This is a genomic window from Kitasatospora sp. NPDC056800 (genome assembly GCF_042789775.1).
GTDB lineage: Bacteria > Actinomycetota > Actinomycetes > Streptomycetales > Streptomycetaceae > Kitasatospora.
This window is the reverse complement of sequence record NZ_JBHUAL010000005.1, coordinates 64,977-82,213: the sequence shown is the minus strand read 5'-3', so window position 1 is coordinate 82,213 and position 17,237 is coordinate 64,977. Positions and strand designations below refer to the sequence as shown.

Annotated in this window: 17 protein-coding genes and 1 pseudogene; 9 read left to right on the top strand and 9 right to left on the bottom strand. The window is 65.3% G+C overall.

The window, feature by feature from the left end:
• Window positions 1-49 precede the first annotated feature (49 nt).
• Together ACFRQN_RS02475 and ACFRQN_RS02470 are read left to right on the top strand one after the other, a co-directional pair.
• Window positions 50-721 carry a class I SAM-dependent methyltransferase gene (locus ACFRQN_RS02475; RefSeq protein WP_380737674.1) on the top strand — a complete coding sequence of 224 codons (672 nt, stop codon included), beginning with the start codon at window positions 50-52 and terminating at the stop codon, window positions 719-721.
• 83 nt (window positions 722-804) lie between these two features.
• Window positions 805-2,715, top strand: a complete 1,911-nt coding sequence (locus ACFRQN_RS02470) for an ATP-binding SpoIIE family protein phosphatase (RefSeq protein WP_117489373.1) — start codon at window positions 805-807, stop codon at window positions 2,713-2,715.
• Window positions 2,716-2,766: 51 nt separating this feature from the next.
• Here ACFRQN_RS02470 and ACFRQN_RS02465 read toward each other — a convergent pair whose 3' ends face one another.
• Window positions 2,767-4,950, bottom strand: coding sequence for an MMPL family transporter (locus tag ACFRQN_RS02465; RefSeq protein WP_380737657.1), 2,184 nt, complete (start codon window positions 4,948-4,950; stop codon window positions 2,767-2,769).
• A 124-nt stretch (window positions 4,951-5,074) separates the two neighbouring features.
• Between ACFRQN_RS02465 and ACFRQN_RS02460 the strand changes: the two genes are divergently transcribed.
• Complete coding sequence (locus ACFRQN_RS02460) at window positions 5,075-5,734, top strand: TetR/AcrR family transcriptional regulator (protein ID WP_380737655.1); 660 nt, start codon at window positions 5,075-5,077, stop codon at window positions 5,732-5,734.
• A 13-nt stretch (window positions 5,735-5,747) separates the two neighbouring features.
• Here ACFRQN_RS02460 and ACFRQN_RS02455 read toward each other — a convergent pair whose 3' ends face one another.
• Window positions 5,748-6,698, bottom strand: a complete 951-nt coding sequence (locus ACFRQN_RS02455) for a LysR substrate-binding domain-containing protein (RefSeq protein WP_380737653.1) — start codon at window positions 6,696-6,698, stop codon at window positions 5,748-5,750.
• Window positions 6,699-6,889: 191 nt separating this feature from the next.
• Here ACFRQN_RS02455 and ACFRQN_RS02450 point away from each other — a divergent pair.
• Window positions 6,890-7,024 (top strand): annotated as a pseudogene (locus ACFRQN_RS02450) (redoxin domain-containing protein); the annotation flags it as partial.
• 38 nt (window positions 7,025-7,062) lie between these two features.
• The gene (locus tag ACFRQN_RS02445) at window positions 7,063-8,643 is read left to right on the top strand and encodes a recombinase family protein (protein WP_380737651.1); all 1,581 of its coding nucleotides are present in this window, start codon (window positions 7,063-7,065) and stop codon (window positions 8,641-8,643) included.
• A 757-nt stretch (window positions 8,644-9,400) separates the two neighbouring features.
• Here the strand turns inward: ACFRQN_RS02445 and ACFRQN_RS02440 are convergent.
• From ACFRQN_RS02440 to ACFRQN_RS02425, 4 genes are all read right to left on the bottom strand, one after another.
• On the bottom strand, window positions 9,401-9,853 hold the full coding sequence (locus ACFRQN_RS02440; protein ID WP_380737672.1) for a hypothetical protein: 453 nt from the start codon (window positions 9,851-9,853) through the stop codon (window positions 9,401-9,403).
• Window positions 9,854-9,888: 35 nt separating this feature from the next.
• Window positions 9,889-10,482 (bottom strand): hypothetical protein, encoded by a 594-nt coding sequence (locus tag ACFRQN_RS02435; protein ID WP_380737649.1) that lies wholly within the window; start codon window positions 10,480-10,482, stop codon window positions 9,889-9,891.
• A 119-nt stretch (window positions 10,483-10,601) separates the two neighbouring features.
• A complete protein-coding gene (locus ACFRQN_RS02430; RefSeq protein WP_380737647.1) occupies window positions 10,602-10,967 on the bottom strand; it encodes a hypothetical protein in 366 nt (121 codons plus the stop codon).
• Window positions 10,964-11,233 (bottom strand): hypothetical protein, encoded by a 270-nt coding sequence (locus ACFRQN_RS02425; protein WP_380737645.1) that lies wholly within the window; start codon window positions 11,231-11,233, stop codon window positions 10,964-10,966. Before ACFRQN_RS02425 ends, ACFRQN_RS02430 begins: the two co-directional genes overlap by 4 nt.
• Before the next feature lie 755 nt (window positions 11,234-11,988).
• On the opposite strand from ACFRQN_RS02425, the gene ACFRQN_RS02420 reads away from it, so the two are divergent.
• Complete coding sequence (locus ACFRQN_RS02420) at window positions 11,989-12,351, top strand: HNH endonuclease (protein ID WP_380737670.1); 363 nt, start codon at window positions 11,989-11,991, stop codon at window positions 12,349-12,351.
• A gap of 6 nt (window positions 12,352-12,357) precedes the next feature.
• On the opposite strand, the gene ACFRQN_RS02415 is transcribed toward ACFRQN_RS02420, so the two are convergent.
• Entirely contained in the window at window positions 12,358-12,585 is a 228-nt protein-coding gene (locus ACFRQN_RS02415; protein WP_380737643.1) for a hypothetical protein, read from the bottom strand.
• A 1,301-nt stretch (window positions 12,586-13,886) separates the two neighbouring features.
• Here ACFRQN_RS02415 and ACFRQN_RS02410 point away from each other — a divergent pair.
• The gene (locus ACFRQN_RS02410) at window positions 13,887-14,306 is read left to right on the top strand and encodes a phage terminase small subunit P27 family (protein WP_380737641.1); all 420 of its coding nucleotides are present in this window, start codon (window positions 13,887-13,889) and stop codon (window positions 14,304-14,306) included.
• Window positions 14,307-14,498: 192 nt separating this feature from the next.
• Here ACFRQN_RS02410 and ACFRQN_RS02405 read toward each other — a convergent pair whose 3' ends face one another.
• Window positions 14,499-14,726, bottom strand: coding sequence for a DUF397 domain-containing protein (locus tag ACFRQN_RS02405; RefSeq protein ID WP_380737639.1), 228 nt, complete (start codon window positions 14,724-14,726; stop codon window positions 14,499-14,501).
• A gap of 19 nt (window positions 14,727-14,745) precedes the next feature.
• Window positions 14,746-15,615: a helix-turn-helix domain-containing protein gene (locus tag ACFRQN_RS02400; protein ID WP_380737637.1), complete on the bottom strand. Its 870-nt coding sequence runs from the start codon at window positions 15,613-15,615 to the stop codon at window positions 14,746-14,748.
• A gap of 255 nt (window positions 15,616-15,870) precedes the next feature.
• On the opposite strand from ACFRQN_RS02400, the gene ACFRQN_RS02395 reads away from it, so the two are divergent.
• Together ACFRQN_RS02395 and ACFRQN_RS02390 are read left to right on the top strand one after the other, a co-directional pair.
• A complete protein-coding gene (locus ACFRQN_RS02395; protein ID WP_380737635.1) occupies window positions 15,871-16,392 on the top strand; it encodes an ATP-binding protein in 522 nt (173 codons plus the stop codon).
• Window positions 16,393-16,791: 399 nt separating this feature from the next.
• The gene (locus ACFRQN_RS02390; RefSeq protein ID WP_380737633.1) at window positions 16,792-17,202 is read left to right on the top strand and encodes a hypothetical protein; all 411 of its coding nucleotides are present in this window, start codon (window positions 16,792-16,794) and stop codon (window positions 17,200-17,202) included.
• Window positions 17,203-17,237 lie beyond the last annotated feature (35 nt).

Sequence of the window (17,237 nt, the reverse complement as noted above, 5' to 3'; positions counted from 1 at the left end):
CGCCGGCGACGACGAGCCCGAGGTACGGCGGCGGCGGGCGGCCCGGGCGCTGCAGGCGGTCGCCTTCGACACCATCGGCGCCGGGTACGGCGAGGCCTTCCCGGCCAAGGACGGCCAGCTGGCCTGCGGCCGTCGGCTGGTCGCCGAGCTCGAACCGGGCGCCCGGGTGCTGGACGTCGGCTGCGGCACCGGTGACCCGACCGTCCGCCAGCTGGCCGCGGCCGGTCTGCGGGTGACCGGCGCGGACCTCTCCGACGGGATGCTGACGCTGGCCCGGCGGACCGTCTTCCCGGGCGGGTTTGCGCCAGTGTTCCATCGGATCGACCTGTACGATCTGGCCACCGAGCGGGCGGACCGGGTCTGGAACGCCCCCGACCTGGGGTCGGAGGGCCGGGGCCGCTTCGCCGCGATCACCGCGTTCTTCTCGCTGATCCTGCTGCCGCAGGACGAGATCCCGACCGTGCTGGGGCAGCTGCGCGAACTCCTGCGGCCGGCCGGACTGCTGGCGCTCGGTATGGTCGAGGCGGACCTGGATCACGTTCCGCTTCCGTTCCTTGGCAGAGAGCTGCGGATCAGTGGGTATCTGAGGGAGGATCTGGAGCGGGTTCTGGTCTCGGCCGGCTTCGCCGTCGAGGAGTGCTCGGGGCATCCGTACGCACCGGCCAGTACCTCGCTGCCGCCGGAGGAACAGCTGTTCCTGTGCTGTCGACGCGTCGGCTGATCGAACCGGGACAGGACCGGCCGCACCCGTGGCCGACGCAACAGAACAGCTCACCGACCACACCGAATCCAGGACAGGCAGCCGTGCGCGACCAGCTCAAGACCGAGGCGGAGCAGCCGCCCGCCGTCCCGGGCCAGCGCCGCCAGGTCCCGGCCGCGACAGCGGGCCCGACACCGCCGGCCCCGGGCCTGACGGCGGCCCCGGTCCCGGCCCCGGCAGCGGCCCCGGCCGCCGCGCGACGGACGGGCGCACGACCGGAGCGCACCGAGATGGCGGACCGCCTGGCGTACCTCGACTCGGCGACCCGGCGGATCAACAGCGCCCTCGACCTCGCCGCGACACTGCGCAACATCGGCCGGGTGCTGGTCCCGACGCTCGCCGACGCCGCCGTCATCCACCTGCGCGACCCGCTGCCCAACGTCGAACGCGAACCCGGGTTCCCGGAGGAGCTGCGGATACACCACAGCACCGGCACCCGGATCGGCCGCCGCGGCCGCCCGAGCGGCATGGACGACCGGCGCCGCTCCCGCTACGGCGCCCGCTCGACCGCCGACGGCGGCCCGGCCACCCCGGTGACCCGCGGCGGGGCGCTCGCCCACGCCCTGCTGAGCCGCCGCCCCGCCGACCCCGCCGTCCTCGGCACCCCCTCCGCCGAGCGCGCCGAGACGCTGCTGCGCGAGCTGTACGGCACCCGCGGGGTGGCCCGGCTGGCCGCCGGCACCTCCGTCCTCGCCCTGCCGCTGCGCGGCCGCAAGGCCGTGCTCGGGCTGCTGATACTGATCCGCCGCCCTCCCGAACGCACCGGCCGCCCGGTCTTCGACGCCGCGGACACCGCGACCGCGGCGCACCTCGCCACCCAGGCCGGGCTGGCCGTGGACACCGCGCTGCGCTACGCCCGCGAGTGGGAGATCGCCAACGAGCTCCAGCGCAGCATGCTGCCGCTGCGCCTGCCGCAGTCGCACGGCGTCCGGATCGCCCAGCGCTACCTGCCCGGCGAGCGCGGCGCGCAGGTCGGCGGGGACTGGTACGACGCCGTCCCGCTGCCCGGCAACCGGGTCGCCCTGATCGTCGGCGACGTGATGGGCCACTCGCTCACCTCGGCCGCCATCATGGGCCAGCTGCGCACCAGCGCCCAGACCCTGGCCGCCCTCGACCTGCCGCCGCACGAGGTGCTCTACCACCTGGACGAGCAGGCCCAGCGGCTCGGCCGCGAACAGCACCTGGCCACCTGCGTCTACGCGGTGTACGACCCGATCGCCAACCGGGTGGTGATGGCCAACGCCGGGCACGTCCCGCCGGTGCTGGTCCGCCCGGACGGCACCGCCGAGCTGGTCGAGCTGGACTCCGGGGCGCCGATCGGCGTCGGCGGGGTGGACTTCAACTCCGTCGAACTGCCCGCGCCGCCCGGCTCGGCGCTGCTGCTGTTCACCGACGGCCTGGTGGAGACCCGCACCCGCCCGATCAGCGACGGCCTGGAGGTGCTGCGCGCCCGGATCGCCGCCGCCCGCTGGCAGTCCCCCGAGCAGCTGTGCCAGGAGGCGCTGCGGATCCTGCCGCCCGGCGACCGGGGCGACGACATCGCGCTGCTCGGCGCCTGCTTCGACGGCATCCCGGCCGGGGACGTCGCGCACTGGTACCTCCAGCCGCGCAACGAGACGCCGGGCCGGGCCCGCCGGCTGGCCGCGCACACGCTGCGCCGCTGGGGGCTGGACGAGCTCAGCGAGGCGACCGAGCTGATGGTCAGCGAGCTGGTGACCAACGCCGTCCAGCACGCGACCCGGCCGGTCACCCTGAGCCTGGTGCGCACCACCCGGCTGCGCTGCGAGGTCGGCGACGACAGCCCGCTGCTGCCGCGCCCGCGCCGCACCGGGCCGGAGGACGAACGCGGGCGCGGGCTGCAGATAGTCGCCCGGTGCGCGGACCGCTGGGGCGCGACCAGGCTGGGCACCGGCAAGGTGGTCTGGTTCGAGCAGCGGCTGCCCGTCCAGACCTGACGGCGCCCGGCGGGAACGGGTCCCGCCGGACGCCCGGACTGCCCCCGGGTCTCAGACCCGGGCGGGCTCCCGCGCCGGCCCCTTCTCCAGCTCGGCGATCAGCTGCTCGCCCTCCATGTCGACCTTCGGCACGACCTTCTCCAGCCGCTTCGGGAACCACCAGGCGGCCCGGCCGAACAGCGCCATCGCGGCCGGCACCAGCGCCATCCGCACCACGAAGGCGTCCACCAGCACGCCCACCGCGAGGGCGAAGCCGATCGGCTGGACGATCGGGTCGTGGCCGAAGACGAACGAGCCGAACACCGCCACCATGATCAGCGCGGCCGCCGTGACCACCCGGGCCCCGTTCTTCACCCCGCCGACGACCGCCTCGCGCGGCGCCGCCCCGTGGACGTGCTGCTCCTTCATCCCGGAGACCAGGAACAGCTCGTAGTCCATCGCCAGTCCGAACAGCACGCCGATCAGCAGGATCGGCACGAAGCTCACCACCGGCCCGACCTTGGGCACGTCGATCAGCCCGTCCAGCCAGCCCCACTGGTAGACCGCGACCACCGCGCCGAGCGAGGCGGTGATGCTGAGCAGGAAGCCGGCCACCGCCTTGAGCGGGACGAGCACCGAGCGGAACGCCAGCGCCAGCAGCACCAGCGCGATCCCGACGATCACCGCGAGGAACGGCGGCAGCGCCTGGCCGAGCTTGGTGGAGACGTCGATGTTGGCGGCCGTGGTGCCGGTGACGGCGATGTCCGCGCCGGTCGCCGCCCTGAGCTCCGCCTTCTGGCCGCGGATCTCGTTGACCAGCGCCTTGGTGTCCTCGTGGTCCGGGCCGGTCCGCGGGATGACGGTCACCAGCGCGGTGCCGCTCGCCTGGTCGACGGTCGGCGGCAGCAGCGTCGCCACGCCGTCGAGGGTCTGGAGCTTCGCGGCCACGCCCTGCACCGCCTGCTCGGGCCGCGGCGCGCCGTGGGCGTCCACCACGACCACCAGCGGCGCGTTGAAGCCCGGCCCGAAGCCCTCGCCCACCAGGTCGTACGCCTTGCGCGCGTCCGTCCCGGCGGCCTGCGAACCGCCGCTCGGCAGGCCGAGGTTCAGGCTCGCGGCGGGCACCGCCAGGGCGCCCAGTCCGGCCAGCCCGACCAGCAGGACGGGCAGCGGGCGGCGGACCACGAAGCGGCCCCAGCGCTCTCCCAGGGTGGTGCGGCCGTTGGTGGCCAGGGCCCGCTTCCAGACCGGCAGCCGGTCGATGGCCCGGCCGGTGAAGCCCAGCACGGCGGGCAGCAGCGTGATCGCGACCAGGACGGCCACCACGACGGCCGCGGAGGCGGCCAGGCCCATCACGGTGAGGAAGGGGACGCCCGCGACGGAGAGCCCGGCGAGCGCGACGACCACGGTCAGACCGGCGAAGACGACGGCGCTGCCGGCGGTCGCGGTGGCCCGGGCGGCGGACTCCTCCGGCACCAGGCCCTCGTCCAGGTGGCGGCGGTACCGGAAGAGGATGAACAGCGCGTAGTCGATGCCGACCGCGAGGCCGACCATCAGGGCCAGCACCGGCGCGGTGGTGATGATCTCGAAGGAGCCGGTGAGCGCCAGCAGGCCGGCCATCGTCACGCCGACGCCGACCAGCGCGGTCAGCAGCGGCAGCCCGGCGGCGACCAGCGTGCCGAGGGTGACCACCAGGACCACCCCGGCCACCGCCAGGCCGATCGCCTCGCTGGCGCCCTCGATCTGGGCCATGGTGTTGTAGGCGTCGCCGCCGAAGGCCACCTCCAGGCCGGCCGCGCGGGCCGGCTCGGCGGCGGCCTTCACGGCCTCGCGCTGCCCGTCGGTGACGTCGGCGAGCTTGTGGTCGAAGGAGACCAGGGCGATCGCGACCTTCCCGTCCGGCGAGAGCGCGCCGGTGGCGTACGGGTCGGGCACCGCGGCCACGCCCGGCACCTGGGCCATCCGGGCGACGGCCTCGCCGACCGCCCGGCCCGCCTCGGGCGTCCCGATGCCGCCGGGGGCGCCGGCGGCGAAGACGACCTGCGCGGAGCCGTGGCCCTGCGCCGGGAAGGTGTCCTTGATCCGGTCCAGGGTGGCCTGCGCCTCGGTGCCCGGGACCTTGAACTCGTCGGTGGTCTTGCCGGCGAAGGCGCCCGCGGCCCCGCCGACGGCGATGAGCAGGGCGATCCAGACGGCGACGACGGCCCGCCGTCGCCGGAAGCAGAAGCGGCCCAGTCGGTACAGGTACGTGGCCATCGGCGGTCCCTCGGGTCGGTCAGGGCAGGTCGCGTCCCACCGTAGACCGAACTTTGTCAGGTGACAAAGTTGACCGACAAGATCGTGCGACGCAGTTGCCCGACCATGGCGCTACCCTGGCGGGATGGCACACGTCCCCGCCTCCGAACGCCGACCGCAACTGGTCCAGGCCGCCATCGACCTGATGACCAGGGAGGGGATCGCGGCCGGCAGCACCCGCGCGATCGCGGCCGAGCTGGGCGTGGCGCAGGCGACGGTGCACTACACCTTCGGCACCAAGAAGGACCTCTACCGGGCGATCGTCGAGCGGCTGACCTCCGACTTCGTCGGCGAGGTGCGCGCCGCCTCCCCGGGCGACGGCGCGTTCGGCGAGCAGGTCCGCACCCTGGTGCAGGCGCTCTGGGAGGCCGCCACCGGCGAGCACGGGCACTGCGTGCTGCTGAGCGAGTTCGGGGCGCTGGCGCTGCGCGACCCGGACATGCGGGAGATCATGCTGGAGATGCAGCACGACATCGAGGGCACCGCCGTCGAGATGCTCGACGCCCTCGCGGCCGCCCACGGCCTGACCCTGGCACTGCCCGCCCGCCGGATCGCCGTCCACTTCCTCGGCGGCTTCGACGGCCTGACGGCCCGCCACCTGACCCTGCGCAACCCCGGCGACCGGCCCGCCCCGGACACCCTGGAGGCGCTGGAGCTGCTGGTCGCCACGACGGTCGGGCTCTGCCTGGGCACCCCGGCCGCCCGCCCCGAGCCGGGCTGGCACGGGGACCAGGACGGGCTCTGAGCCGGGACTGGCCCTAGGACACGATCCGGACCGGCAGCTCGACCAGCACCTCGCGCAGCGCGGCCGCGAAGCGCTCGTACTCGGCGCTGCGGGCCGAGCCCGGCCGGACGGCCAGCCCGATCCGGCGGCCGGGCGCCGGGGCGGCGAAGCGGACGGCGGCCAGCCGGTCGGTGCGCCCGGCCTCGACGTCCAGCGCGGTGGCGGGCAGCAGGGTCACCCCGAGGCCGCCGGCGACCAGCTGGACCAGGGTGGACAGGCCGGCCGCCCGGGTGGTCGAGCCCGCCGGGTCGGCGCCGACCTCGCGGCAGATGTCGAGCGCCTGGTCGCGCAGGCAGTGGCCCTCCTCCAGCAGCAGGACCTCCAGGTCGAGCAGCACGTCGCGCGGCACGTCGATCCGACCGGCGAGCGGGTGGGCGGGCGGGGTGAGCAGGACGAAGTCCTCGTCGAACAGCGGGATGTCCCTGGTCGGCGAGGTCCCGCCGGCCGGCAGCGCGAGCAGCAGGACGTCCAGCCGCCCGGCGGCCAGGCCCTCCAGCAGCGAGGGGGTGCGCTCCTCGTGGACGTGCGGCTCCAGGTCCGGGAAGCGGTCGCGGACCAGCCGCAGCACGGTGGGCAGCAGGTACGGCGCGACGGTCGGGATGACGCCCAGGTGCAGCGGCCCGGTGAACGGGCGGCGGGCGGCCTCGACCTCCTCGGTGAGGGCCTGCAGCGAGGCGAGCACCCGGCGGGCGTGCTGGTGCACGCGCTCCCCCAATGGGGTGACAATCACCTTGCGCGTCGTACGCTCGACCAGTTGCGCGCCCAGCGACTCCTCCAGCGCCGCGACCGCCCCGGACAGCGCGGGCTGGCTGGTCCCGGTGGCGGCGGCGGCCTCCCGGAAGTGCCGGTGCTCGGCCACCGCGACGAAGGCCCGCAGCTGGGCGACGGTCGGGGTGCGCGGGCTGCGGACTGTGGCGCTCGCCACAGTCGGGTCGGCCTTCGTGCCGCCGTTCCTGCGGGAACCCGGCCGCGACGTGGGGGATTCGTTACTGATAACAATCTCCGATCAGACACATCCAGTGTAGCTATTTCCCTGATCAGTCCACGATGTGGAACTGTGAGCGGTGTCCGGATTCCGGACAAAGCTCCCCTCATCTCACTTCAGGAGAAGCGAACGTGCTCACGATCGGTGACAAGTTCCCCGAGTTCGACCTCAAGGCCTGTGTCGACCTGGATGCCGCGAGCGCCTTCGCCGACATCAACCACAAGTCCTACGAGGGCAAGTGGAAGGTCGTCTTCTTCTGGCCGAAGACGACTGGAACACCCACCGTCTGAGAAGGGTAGTTGCAATGGCTCTCACCTGGACCGATACACTGTCTGTCCACCAGTCCACCAGGGGAGAGGCGGGGGGCGGCGTGCTGAACGTTGCTGGCTACACGCGGTTGTCGGACGACGGAGAGCTAGGGGACGGCCGGGACGGACGCCAAGGCGTCTTGAGGCAGGGAGAGGACATCACCGGGCTTAGCCGCGCCCGTGAGTGGCACCTGACGAAGATTTACGAAGACAACGACACTTCCGCCTACAAGCGACGTGTAAAGCGTAAGGCGTTTGAGCAGCTTCTGACGGATCTTCAATCCGGCGCTCTTGATGGCATAGTGGCGTACAACATTGACCGTGTGGCACGTCAGCCGCGTGACCTTGAGCGGCTTATTGACATTTATGAGACTAGCCGCCGAAAACTGGTCTTCGCCACATGCACTCAAGACTTTGATCTCTCGGACCCCGATGGCCGATTTAACGCCCGGCTCTATGTCTCGGTGGCGAACAAGTATTCTGCGGACATTTCCCGTCGGGCCGCGCGAAAGAATCTCGATTCTGCCCGCAAGGGAAAAGTTCATGCCGGCCGCCGTGCTTTCGGATGGAAAGATGACGGCAAAACGCTTGATGAATTTGAATCGGGCCTTCTGAGGCAGGCCCGTGAAGATATCCGAAACGGAAAACTCATTGGCACGATCCGTGCGGAGTGGATTGCCGCCGGAGTGAAGCCGTCTGAGACGGCCCGATCCGGAGATAAGCAACGCCCGATCTCTCACTCAACAGTCGAGCACCGAATTATAAATCCCCGAATCTGCGGCTACCGGGTGTATATCCCGCAAGCCGAGCGGGAGAAGTCCGGTAAGCGCTTTTGGGCCCCTGATCACATTATGCTTGATGATAAGGGGAACAAGGTTACGGGGGATTGGGAAACTGACTGCTCAGTTGAAGAGTGGGAAGAAATCGTAGAAATCCTTAAAAGCCGAAAGGCGAAAAAGGCTTCTGGCGCACCACACGACACCGCAGCCAAACGACTTCTTTCCGGCGTCTGTCGGTGCCCTCACTGCGGTACGGGGATGCGGCCCAACCCATATACCCCCGGTACCACCGCCGCCGAAAAGTACGGTTTCCGCTATCAATGCCGTACCGTCGATGGGGGATGCGGCAAGGTTTCACGCGTTGGTCCCCCGATTGATGAACTGGTTGAAAGTGCTTTTCTTAAGCAAGTTGAGCGCCAGGTCGGAGATGCGCAGGCAAAGCACACCGCAGAAGATGCGGAAATCTCCAAGGCGCAAGCCGCGCTCAACCGGATTGAGGAAGACAAGGCCGTCTATCGCGAATCGCGAGACACTGGCGAAATGTCGGCAAAGGAATTCGTCCTAGCCATCAAGTCCCTTGAGGCCCAGGAAGCAAAGCATCTTGCAAAGCTTCGGGAACTTCGGGCGCAAGTAAAACTGAAAACTGCCAGCCTGCCGGCTGTTCTAAAGCAGTGGAGCAGGTTCACGATGGACCAAAAGCGCGCTCACCTACTGGAAGTGGTTGAAGCCGTCATTGTCCATCCTGCCGGCCGGGGGAAGCGATTTGATCCGGCCCTGATCGAAATCATCTGGCGCTAGAGTCGCCCCCGCGAAAGCGGGGGCTTTCTCGCTTAGCGACTAGTCCCCATGATCGCATCAAGCGCTCTCGCCATTCCTCGGAGGGTTCCGGGGCCTTTGCCAATTCACGTGCCAACCATTCCTCTCTTGTTATGATGGCAGTCTCTCCTTGATTTATTAGTGCCTCCTTTGCCTCTCTTGCGGGTAATCGCATCACCCGGCTTTGCCGGCCTGGTCACCCCGCGCCGTTGCGACGTGCTTCCTGTATGCTGGCCACGTTCCGGTTTCCGCCAGGACACAGAGGGCCCCCGAGACGCACGTACCGGGGGCCCTCTGCCTTGCCTTGGGCTAGTCGTCGTCCTGGCGCTCCTGGCCCTTGAGGCTGGCGAGCCAGGCCCGTTCCTCTCGCCGGCGGACTAGCCGCCGCCACCTACGGCGGTCCGGTGTCCGGGCGTTCATGTCGTGACTCGGGCAGCACGGCCAGGGCGCCCCTGCCTGGCTCCACCCCCGGGGCCGAAGCATGACGCCCGCACGGCGCCGGCGGGCCCTCACGGGACTGCGGGTGAGCTTCAAAACAGCGGCTCCATTTCCATTACCCGGGCAGGCTCCTTGAGCCGGTATTCCCAGTCTTTGAACGGGCAGTTGCGCTTGGGGCGGGTCTCGATTTCCAGCCCGTACCGTTCCCGGACTTCCCGCAGACGCCTAGTGCCGTTATTGCTGCCTCCGATGGCTGAACAGATTTCTGTAGTGCTTACCCATTCCTTGGACCGGAGTAGTTCTAGGATGCGCTCCTGAGGGCCGGGGTATTTGCGGGTAGTCGCCAATCCACCTCCTCTGTTTCGTGGAATATGTGGGTGGGAATGCCGGCCTTTATGGCCTTGGTGACGCAATCCATGGTGCCCCGGCTATTTGGGCGCATAAAGGCCAGGCAGAGATCGACACCCGATGCGACCATGGCAGAGTTTCGCATCGGCCCGGCTTGTAGCCCGTTCACGGTCCAGTTTGCAGCGAACGTTTCAGAGGCAACTTGGTCATGCCAGGTGCGGATTGAATGCAATCTGACCCAATCTCGGGCCCACAAGTCGGCCCCCGTTGCACAACCACCCTCGACTACGGTAAATCTGCCAATAGGGTAGTCCTGACTGTAGGCCATTCTCCGAAATTCACGCCAGAGGCTTTCGAGGATGTTGTAAATGGTCTGGTAGTTCTCCCACCGCCGTGAGCCAGTCACCAGTATTCGCACGTCCGGCTTTACGGGCAGATCGATTACCACAGTGCTTCCTGTTCCATGTCGGGATGGTTGGCGGCGGTTTCTCGGTCAATGGCCATAATGGCGCCACGGAAGCGGGCACCGATCCTGACTAGGGTCACGTTTGACGCGTCAGTAAAGAGCATGTCCATATGGGTAAGCTGCCGGCCGGGGGTCTTCACTTTCGAAAACCTGCCGAGTAGCGACGGGTCAAACATTGCCTTGTCTGGGGGCCGTTCGCCTTCTCCGGCCTCAAGGGGTTCTAGTAGGTCGTCGCACGCCCCCCAGAGGGCCGCCAGGTTGACTATTCCGGTAGGACAATGAACAGGGCCGACACGTCCCGTCTGGTCTTTCCCGGACGCTGGTATTCCTTCGAGCTGGGGGGCGAAATGTAGAGCATCCCCGCTGTGATAGGTGAACATCCCCCGGCCACGGCCGTCCGGCGCGTCCATTGGCGCACGCGATTTCGGAACAACGTCCTTTCGCGCCGATGCCTCGATTGCCTTTGCCGCTTCATGGCTAACCCAAACCTCTCTGCGCGTTGTAGGGCCGGATTCCAGTTCTGCCCAGTCCTGGCCGATGGTGTAGCAGTCGGTTGCCGTGAATTCCACGCGTCCGGGCATAAAAATAGCCCTCACATACGGAGGGCTAGACCTGGCGGGCAAAAAGCATAGGGCATTGTGCAGGGCGCGCGCGATATCCTCAGAATCGCCTACGGCGGTAAAACCGGTCACGCGTAATAGTGGGAATCATATCCGTCCTGTAGTTCCCTGCCGGCCCTCCGGAGAAACGCGGCTACTTCCTCCTTGGTGCGCTCCGGCTCATCGTTCCATTCCGGAACGTCCCCGTATTCCTTCGGTACAAGGCTGTTCAGGTGGTCCACGTAGGGCGCCCACTGTGCGAAACCCTCCTGTGCGATATTGGGACCGCCGTTCGGGTCACCGACCCCCGTAAAGCCGTTATCGAGTGCGGCATTAATGGCGCCTAGCGTGCAGTGACACCCTTCGGTGTCCTTATAGACGCCCTTGGCAAGGCCGTCCCTTTCAATGATCTCAGCAGCCTTCTCGAAGATGTTCGGGTAAAGGCGCAACGTCATGCAATCTTCCTTTCGTCCATGATGGCATAAACCGGGCGGTTCCCCTTGCGCTCCTTGAGCGCCCATTCGTAACCCTGGCTGGACTCCTCCTGAGAAAGGGCAAGGGCCGCCTTGAAAACCGCCGCTTCGATATCCCCGCCGTCGTAGGCAACCCGCACAATGGCCCGGAGGGCAAGGGAGTGAAGTCGGGGCATGTGCCGGTACGGCTTAAGGGCCATCTTGGCGCGCCGAACGGCAACTTCCTGCATAAAGTCCAACTCAGACATTATTTCCCCTCCTGGCCTGTTTTTGGGCGCAAAAAAGCCCCGCCGAAACGGGGCCCTTTCACGGTAAAGCCTTACCGGGCGCCTATGCGCACTTCGATTCCTCTAGGCGCCATAAAGGCGCCTTCTGCACGGCAACGCCGGCAAACCTCCACTACCTAGTTACGTTGGCCTCCGGTCCCTGCCGGGGTTCTTCTCGAACAGTGGAGCGAACTTAGCATACGGACCCATCCGTATGTCAACGGTTTGTGTCAGGCGCCTTCCCGCCGTCGTCAACCCCCTTGCTGCGTAGGGCCGTTGGGGGCCTCCTCCTGGTGGCGCCTGCCCATGCGGCCCGTATGGCGGGGCCGGCAACCAGACAGGCGTCTAGGCCGTACGGGGCGGGGTCGGGGTCGCTGTCCTCTGCCTGCCCCCACCACAACCAGGGGGGCGGCTTCCTGCCTCTCATGCGCGCCAGGCTAGGGCCTCCGGCCCGGTCGTTGGGCCAGAATCCGACCCTTGGCCCCGAAAGGGCCAAGTAAGGTCGGCGTGTGACCCACGTCACATCAGTGACGTGCCAAGTATTCGGGCCAGGACAGGTCTTCTATTAGTGAGAGGGAAGGGAGAGCCGCTTAGGCGGCTCTCCTGTAAAGGGCCGCCTAAGCGGCCCGTCCCTAGCTACGGGCCCTTCCGGGGCCCGCCTAAGGCTCATATAGCGGGGCCCTTGGCGGGCCCCGCATAATGGGCCCCTCTCGAAAGGGGCCCCATTGCCTAAGATAATGTGCAGGCGGTGTTTCCGCCTGCATAATCTAGGGAGCGCATATTGCGTTAAGTGCGCTCCCATTATGGCGCGCCCATCAAAGGGGCGCGCATATAAGACCAAGGATCGACATTCACGGGGATACGATAATGAATGGCTGACTAACGTTAAGGCCGCTATCGCAAAGCGGCCATACTGCCTGTGGTGCATGACCAAGGGCGACAAGGACAACCCCCTTACAGGGGACCACATCATCCCGGTAAGCCGTGGCGGTACCAATGAGCCACGGAACATCCGTGTCCTGTGCCGGCGGTGCAACTCACGCCGGGGCAACCGTACAAACGCCAAGGGGCCCCTTGCGGGGCCCCCGGTCCGCCCTTAGGGCGGACTACCGGCTAGCCTTGATCCTTGCCGCTTCTGCTGCGGCTCGGGTCTCCTCTGCGGCCTCTGCGGCCTCAATCAGCCTGGCCGCCTTGATACGGGCTTCCTCGGGCGACAGCATCGCCCACAACGGCCGGTCCCTGTCCTTGGCTTCGGCAATCCAGCCATCCACCTGCACATGCGTTCCGATTGTGCGGATAACGCCAATGCCCATCTGCCATTCCTGCTTGGCCATAACCACTTCTCCCCTACTGCGGTAGGCATCTCCGGGTTGGTGAAACCACCGTAGCATACGGCTATTGCCGTATGTCAACCCCGACTTTCAGGCGTGCATCTGGCGCTTAAGTAAGGAGCCCGGCAATAGCAAGAGGGCCCCTTACGGGGCCTGCCTACTCTTCGTGGTGATGGTCAATCCGGCATTCGCTACACAGCGGGATATTGCAGAGGCGACAGGAGGTAACGGCCTCAATGGCCGCGTGGTGCCTGTACCTACCGAACCCGGTGCACTGCCGAGGCTCGGCCCTCTGTTGGGGGGCCGGCATGGGACTTACGGACGTTGCTGTGAGCCACGGGTCATCAGTCATTGCGCTGCCTCTCTGTGGCCTCTGCGGCGGCAATAAGACGGGCCGCCAGGTCCCTTGCACCAAGGGCCGTAAGCTCCACACGCAACGGCCTATCTCGATCCTCTCGGCTTTTTACCAAGCCGGGAACCACGACCGTGTCAAGACTGCCTGTGGCACTGATACCGGCCTCGGGCTGACCGAGGCTAGCCAGATACTCGCGCTTGTTCGCCATGGCTGCACACTAGCCGACCGTACATCACCTATGCATAGCTTTCGCATAATCACTCACCATGCATATGTGTCGCATAATCATGCATGCATCATTCATGCATAGTATGCAGCCCCGAATATGCAGGAAGGGGGTAGGGGGGTGTAAAACTCTATCCCTTCCTTAGGAACCCCCCCGTTCCTTCCCCCCGTGCCTCGCGTGCGGAGAAACCAAAATTGGGCACTGCATAGAACTGCTGCAAAGTGCGCATATTCATACATTCCGCGGTGCATATTCATGCCTGCATATTCATGCGTTTATGCATGGCTGCGGAATATGCATGGGCCCTTTCGGGCTTGTTGCGGTCGGGCCCGTTATGGCTTCCTCCTTTTCAACATCTTAATAAGGTGGTACGGCCAGCCCAATAGCGAAACCAGCCACACCCCAATAATTACTGCGACGACAAGAGGGCGGGGGGAGATATCGAATACCGGATCTTGCGATTCTTCCACATCCTTAACCGTTTCCCTCAAAGTGAAGCCAATGCTTCGCGCCGATAGGACGGCCATACCGAGGCAAAGCCAAACGATGATGCTGAGGACATAGATCATCTGCGTTCGCGTCACGACCAGATGCTAGCCCGTTCGACCTTTCGCATTCCGGGAAACTTGAAAAGTACTACAGGCGTTTGACAGAGAGAGGCGGTGAATGGTATTGGGCGGTGTTGGTTCGGGACGGGCGCCTAAGCCTGCCTCTGTTAAACGCTTGACCGGTAACCCCGGCAATCGGCCTATTCCTGATGCGCCGGTTGCTTCCGGCGACTTTCCTTCCCCGCCGGATTGGCTTGATGATATCGCCCTGGCGGAATGGAATAGGCTTGCTCCCATTCTTGACGGGATGGGGATTATCACCCCGGCGGACCGGGTTGCGATTGCCGCATATTGCCAGGCGTATTCGCTTTATGTGAATGCGACTCGGGATTTGTCGGCCAACGGCTTTAGTGCTGAGGGCCGGCAAGGTTCCGTTGTGAAAAATCCGGCGCTGCAAGCGCAAATTGCGGCGCAAGATCAGATGGCCAAGTGGGGCGGGAAGCTGGGTCTTACCCCGGCTGACCGTGCCCGCCTGGCCGTCGCCCCCGGCGACGATGCCGGCCCGGATGCTGACGTCCTCCGGCTTCTCAGTTAAGCGGAGACTCATAAGGTCCGGGAACGCCGAGAGGGCCCCCGAAAGGGGCCCTCTCGGTAGTCGACGGCCAGGGCGTCAACGTCGTTACGGTAGCGGCCCTGTTAGACCTCTGGGGAGCCGCCAGGCGGCGGACATGGAACAACCCCCGGCGCGTCCGCCGGGGGCTTCCTTGGGGCCCTCAAGGCCCCCATGTCAGGCAGTCAGGTAGTCCAACTCCCCATCCTTCGCGCCCGACAGCATGGCCGCGATTTCGGCCCGCGTGAATAGCAGGGCCGGCCCCTCCGGATCGCGGCTGTTACGCATTGCAACATCACCGCTCGCGAGCTTTGCGAACTCGACGCAGTTACCGTTGTTGCCCGACGCCTTAGTCTTGCGCCACGTCCCGGCAACGTCCGTGGCCGCGTTCTTAATGTGCCGCATTTCCTCTTCCTGCTCTCTGTTACAGATTGTTGGCGTGATCCAAGATTAGAGCTATTGAATCATTGCGCGGCAGAGCGGCATTCTCCATTAGCGACTTGAATTGCTTGGAGTAATCCTGCACCTTGTCTTGACGTTCCACCCACCGGGTATCTGTCAGGCCTTCAATGTAAACGATATCGGGCTCCCAGGTTTCCCGGAACGAGAGAATCATATACGGGCCGAACAGGCCACCGTGTGCGGGTGATCCTTCCGGAAGAACCTGAATAGACAGGTTCGGCAGGGCTTCCGAAAGCTCAATTAGGTACAACAATTGGGCTTTCATTACTGCCGGTCCGCCAATGTTGTGACGGAAAGCGGACTCTGAAATGATTACCGAGAGCCTGAGCGGATTGTCCTTTGTGAGGACCTGTTGACGCTTCGCCTTGATCGCTAGGCGGTCTTCAAATTCTGCATCACTGAGCCACGGCGTTGCAGCTCGATTGGCCTCCGAGTGTTCCCGGATTTGTAGCAGGCCGGGAATCAATCCGGTTTCCAGGTTGAACGCTTCATGCGCATCGCCCTCATACCCGCAGTAGTCAGCATAGTCAGCACTGACGATGTTCCGAACGTCCGCTTCCCAACCTTCAACGTTGCTGCGTTGCCTCAGGTCTTCGAGATATACCCGGTGGTTTTTCTCCGGGTTGTAGTAGTCAAGCATGCGGGCGAAATCTGCGTCGCTAATCCCAATCTTGCCGCTTTCAATCCGGCTCAGCTTGCTTACAGTGAAACCGAATTTCTCAAGTACGGCGTTCCATTCGGATTCCTTACCGGGTAGAGCCAACCGAAGCGTTCGCAACGCCGACCCCAGCCGCACCTGTCGCGCCGTAGGTTGCTCCGCCCTCCGGGCCATCCTGTCCCCACTCCTCTGTGACTCTGTGCGGCATGCCGGCCGCCATGCCGTCGGCACTACCAGTTTGCCCCACTTACTGTCAGCCGGATAGCGACTTTTTCACCCAATCTAGGGCATACTCCCAAACTTTCTGCGTGCAAGCTTGCACGCAGAGGTTATGGCGTGCAAGCTTGCACGCACAGCGCCTAGACCCCCATCCCCGGCGGCCCTGGCGTTTGGCGTCCATGCCGGCAACGCGTTGGGGGTGTCCTAGCTATGCCCGAAATCGACGGTATCTCGGCCCTGCAAGACGGTAAAGCTTCCCGTACCTGGAAGATCTTTTTCCGGGTCGATTGCGAGATGGATTACACGTTCACCCCGGCCCCCGACGAAGAACTCAAGGTGGTCAAACAGGCCCGTCACTGGGTTCGGGAGTACGCGCAGGAATGGGGTATCCCCAAGTCCGTTCGCGAGGATGCCGAACTTCTCACCAGTGAACTCGTAACCAATGTTTCCCGCTACGGAAACGGCGGGAACAGGCTCGGGGTTGACTTCCTGGGCAGTGATCTCCTGGTTGAGATCAGTTGCCGTACGGGTGTGTTCGTCATTTGTGTGTGGGATGCGGCGTTTCACGTCATGCCCAAGAAACGCCCCTTGACCATTGACGCGGAAACCCTGGAACAGACAGGCAGGGGAATGCATCTCATCGAGGCATTGGCCCATCGTCACGGCATTTACGTTGAGGACAATTTCCGAAAGGGAGTGTGGGTCGGATGGGACCTGTTGGCTATCAGATAACGTTCTACGATCAGGCCGGCTTACCGCGTGGAACCTTCGGAACCAAAACCCCCGAAAGGGCAATTGATATTGCCTGGCGGGTGATTGATTCCAATGCCGGCCTTGACGATTCCGAACGTCGCGCGCTTCACGTCTGGTCGCGTCTGTCCAAAATCAGGCGAACCAGGAGCATGGCCCGCCGTCTTGAGGCCGGCGAGGATGTGACCATGCGGATTCGCGCCGGAGGCGGAAGGGTGACCTTCCGAATCTCCCCGAATTTTCTACCGACTTCCGCATAGGCGGAATCAAGCTGAGGTCCCCGCTAGTCCCCCCGCGTGCGGGTAGACCTCCGATGGGCCCCTGGCAAGTGGGGAAGCGGCCAGGGGCCCACTCGTTCCTAAGGCGGTGTCAATGTCCCCCATGGACGGACTCCAGCAATGCATGGAGTGCACAAATCTGGTTCCCATTGATGAACTTCTGTTTCTTGTCCTCGGGGATGAAATCGAAATCGTCTGTCGGGACCAATGGCTCTGTTGGTGGCGTGCGGACAAGAATTCCGAGCGTCCCGCTCCGAAGGCTTCACGACCTTTGGAAGAGATTAACATGAAGTCAAGCCCATTTGCCTGTGGCGCTTGCTGGCTTGTTCTTGATTTTGAGTCCGTAGATATAGCATCCCCGCGCAACATTCTTTACGCGGCCATGTTTGAGCCGGTAGTTGTCCGGTGTAAAGACCGAACCACCTGCCACATGCGTAGATATCACCCACGCTGGTCGGAACTGTACGTCGAAATCGATAAAGAGCAAGACCATTGGGATGATGATGATGACTGATCCCGACAAGCTCAAGGACATGACTGTCATGCCCA

Coding starts and splice junctions, on each gene's coding strand:
- ACFRQN_RS02465 (WP_380737657.1), bottom strand. CDS start 4,950: ATGGCCACGTACCTGTACCGACTGGGCCGCTTCTGCTTCCGGCGACGG.
- ACFRQN_RS02460 (WP_380737655.1), top strand. CDS start 5,075: ATGGCACACGTCCCCGCCTCCGAACGCCGACCGCAACTGGTCCAGGCC.
- ACFRQN_RS02445 (WP_380737651.1), top strand. CDS start 7,063: ATGGCTCTCACCTGGACCGATACACTGTCTGTCCACCAGTCCACCAGG.
- ACFRQN_RS02430 (WP_380737647.1), bottom strand. CDS start 10,967: ATGACGTTGCGCCTTTACCCGAACATCTTCGAGAAGGCTGCTGAGATC.
- ACFRQN_RS02425 (WP_380737645.1), bottom strand. CDS start 11,233: ATGTCTGAGTTGGACTTTATGCAGGAAGTTGCCGTTCGGCGCGCCAAG.
- ACFRQN_RS02420 (WP_380737670.1), top strand. CDS start 11,989: ATGTGCAGGCGGTGTTTCCGCCTGCATAATCTAGGGAGCGCATATTGC.
- ACFRQN_RS02415 (WP_380737643.1), bottom strand. CDS start 12,585: ATGGCCAAGCAGGAATGGCAGATGGGCATTGGCGTTATCCGCACAATC.
- ACFRQN_RS02405 (WP_380737639.1), bottom strand. CDS start 14,726: ATGCGGCACATTAAGAACGCGGCCACGGACGTTGCCGGGACGTGGCGC.
- ACFRQN_RS02400 (WP_380737637.1), bottom strand. CDS start 15,615: ATGGCCCGGAGGGCGGAGCAACCTACGGCGCGACAGGTGCGGCTGGGG.
- ACFRQN_RS02395 (WP_380737635.1), top strand. CDS start 15,871: ATGCCCGAAATCGACGGTATCTCGGCCCTGCAAGACGGTAAAGCTTCC.
- ACFRQN_RS02390 (WP_380737633.1), top strand. CDS start 16,792: ATGGACGGACTCCAGCAATGCATGGAGTGCACAAATCTGGTTCCCATT.